Annotated in this window: 3 protein-coding genes and 1 pseudogene; all 4 read right to left on the bottom strand. The window is 34.1% G+C overall.

The window, feature by feature from the left end:
* Nucleotides 1-166: 166 nt before the first annotated feature.
* Nucleotides 167-649 (bottom strand): hypothetical protein, encoded by a 483-nt coding sequence (locus ACQKMR_RS28290; protein ID WP_427700233.1) that lies wholly within the window; start codon nt 647-649, stop codon nt 167-169.
* Between the two features lie 222 nt (nt 650-871).
* Nucleotides 872-1,330 (bottom strand): VOC family protein, encoded by a 459-nt coding sequence (locus ACQKMR_RS28285; protein ID WP_427700232.1) that lies wholly within the window; start codon nt 1,328-1,330, stop codon nt 872-874.
* Nucleotides 1,331-1,594: 264 nt separating this feature from the next.
* The gene (locus tag ACQKMR_RS28280; RefSeq protein WP_427700231.1) at nt 1,595-1,786 is read right to left on the bottom strand and encodes a hypothetical protein; all 192 of its coding nucleotides are present in this window, start codon (nt 1,784-1,786) and stop codon (nt 1,595-1,597) included.
* Nucleotides 1,787-2,144: 358 nt separating this feature from the next.
* Nucleotides 2,145-2,620, bottom strand: a pseudogene (locus ACQKMR_RS28275) (reverse transcriptase domain-containing protein); the annotation flags it as partial.
* Between the last annotated feature and the right edge of the window lie 203 nt (nt 2,621-2,823).

Raw genomic sequence — 2,823 nt, 5'->3', positions numbered from 1 at the left:
TAACGACATAGTACATTTACGCCCATCAAAAAAATGAGAATATGGTGGGCTTATTTAAGTATGGCCTTTCACTAAAGTAATTTCATACAAAAAAAGAGCCGTCTGAACAGCTCCATAATCTTAAACTCAAGCACCCGTTAGTTAATAAAGTTTATATTTGTCTCCTTTATTGATCTTTTATTACTTCGTCTACATAGTTTAAAAGAGTTTTATATTTAGACTCTCCATTAAGATAATGTATAGCTTCATAAATCGGACATATCACTTTGTCTAATTTTTTTGAGTAAAGAACACTTTCGCTTTCTACACTCACCATATAGTTATCTAAATGAATCGTATTTTCTTGGATAGATTTAAACTCAAACCAATTATATTGCCCGTTTGTATGGTTTTTAATAACTTCTCCTAGATAGACTCCGATTCGTACGGGAAAATTACCTGGATGTTCTTTTAAAAGCTGCTGTCCAAAGTCTGTATGCATTAACCTATCAGCATACTCATCAACCAAGCGAACACTTTCTATTGAAAGATTCAAATTATCTTTTGTAAGGTTTGCTTGGTCCCATTTTTCAGATGATACATCTTCATATAACAATTCCGCCATAAACTTTATGTCATTTTTAATTAATTTTCTCTTTTTAAAAAACATCTATCTCTCCTCTTTCTACAAACCGTATTTAGTATACAGCTTATTCAACTAAACTGCCCCGATAGTTCCATAAGAAAGAAAGATGTGCTCAAAACTCATTTTCATGCATTACAGGAATGCTACTCCTTTAACAGAATAAGAAAAGGAGCTACGATCAGTTCCTTAATGTACTATTAAACCTCTAAGCTTCAAAAGCCTTATTTTAATAAAAGAGTTTATAATTTAGCCTCTACCGTGTAACTCTTCCCACTCTTGCCAAGCCATAATATCTAATTCAGGTTTTGGTGGATCATCTAGTATGGATATAAATTCAATTGAATGACCATCTGGATCATCAAAATAGATAGATACAGCAGGCATAAAAGGAAATACTAATAACTTTTCAGAACTCTCTCCAAAAAAATTTGTTGTTGTAATACCTAAATCGGATAAATATTCTTTCGCTGAGGAAATATCTTCTAAATTAACTTTAAAAGCAAAATGTTGTCGTTGTACTAAAGAACTTGGATAGTTTTCTCGGATACCTAGCATAGACTCTCCTGGTTGCCCAACCCAATAAAATTTTGACTTTCTATCAATATCTTCGTGTAAAGGAATAATGTTTAATAGTTTTTCATAAAATGCCGCCGACTTTTGGTAGTTACTAACATTAATATGAGTTTCAAAAATGCCTTTTATCATTATTTTTAGCTCCTTTTTTACAGTTGATTAATTTAACATCAATATTCTCTGCTCTTTTTTTATACATAGTTGGTATTACAAACGAGTGTATTGATAATAAAGTTGTTCAATTCTATTCTTAGAAATACAATAACCATCTATCCATTACGCTGATAGATGGTTATTAAAGATATTTAAAAAGTGAATATTTCTATAGACCTTTGATTTTTAAGAAATAATAAAGTTGTTTAATTTTCGGAGAACAAATCTCTTAAAAGTGCGCCCTTATTTACATCCTTCACACAATACACTATCAGCAGTTCTTGCGATTGCATTATCTAATCGTGATACTAACATATCTTTTTCAGTAGGTATTGTTATAATAGCAGTAAAACGTTCACCTACTTTGATTTTTCTACCACAATTAGTACAAGTTAATTCCTTAGATAGAAATGCATCTTTCAATTTATCCAACATCTTTATCTACTCCTATTCTGCCCATTTCTTAACTATACGAATATCAAAATATTCTTATTTTCATTATACTTTACAACATATGAAACTTTCATTTCATACCATCTTTTTAAACAACTTTTTTATTTTTAAATGACTATATTATTTTTAAAACTACTTTATTATTCGTGAACAAAACGATACTATCTTCTAAACAAATATTCCACCTTATGCAACTCCCTCAGTTTGATACGAATATCTCTCGAATGCTCACTTATTCGTAGGATTTCATAACCCTTGTAATTGGATTTCCGGGTAATTGAAATGGGATCAGATCATTTTGGCTTCGTGAAGGCATAGTTAAATAAAGGAGTCAGCTACCTTCAATTTTCCGCTCTAACATTCCCATGAGCTTGTCATGATTCACTTTATCGAAGAACTTCTCCAAGTCCATATCCACTACCCATGTATAACCTTCGGTTATATAGGACTTTGCCTTTCGAACAGCCTGGTTCCCTTGTTTGTTAGGGCGAAATCCATAGCTATTCTCCGAAAGGTTGAGTCATATATCTTGGTCAATATTTGGGCAATGGCTTGTTGAATGAAACGGTCTAGAACGGTTGGAAACCCAATAGCCGAACTCCGCCGTTTGGTTTCAGGATTTCGATACGACGGACGGGCTGCGGTTGATAGGTACCCTGTAAAAGGGCGGTTTTCATGTTGTACCATTCGGTTGCGAGGTGCGGTCTCAGGGTTTTGAACCGGCATTCCATCTACACCACGGCTTCCCTTATTTCTTTCAACACGCTTCAATGCCTGTATTAAGTTTTCCCTCTCTAGTATCTGTTCCATTAACATCGTTGATATCCTTTCCTGCGTGGACGAGATGGTCTATTTGTGCCTTTATCTGCTCCGCCCTTTTGAAGTTCCCCGTGTACACCACTTCTTCCTTCAAATAAGTTCCGCTAGGAATTGTTTGCTTCTTCGCAAAATAACGAACGCCTAGTATCCGTCCTCCTCAATCTGTTCGGTCCTTCCTTATCTTCTCGAGTAGACAAGTA

Source organism: Peribacillus sp. NPDC096540 (genome assembly GCF_050278525.1).
GTDB lineage: Bacteria > Bacillota > Bacilli > Bacillales > DSM-1321 > Peribacillus.
Note: the sequence above shows the minus strand (reverse complement) of the source record. Positions and strands in the feature narration are given on the sequence as shown.

What these genes read in the sequence shown, in the direction of transcription:
- ACQKMR_RS28290 (WP_427700233.1), bottom strand. Translation starts at nt 649, where the DNA reads ATGTTTTTTAAAAAGAGAAAATTAATTAAAAATGACATAAAGTTTATG.
- ACQKMR_RS28285 (WP_427700232.1), bottom strand. Translation starts at nt 1,330, where the DNA reads ATGATAAAAGGCATTTTTGAAACTCATATTAATGTTAGTAACTACCAA.
- ACQKMR_RS28280 (WP_427700231.1), bottom strand. Translation starts at nt 1,786, where the DNA reads ATGTTGGATAAATTGAAAGATGCATTTCTATCTAAGGAATTAACTTGT.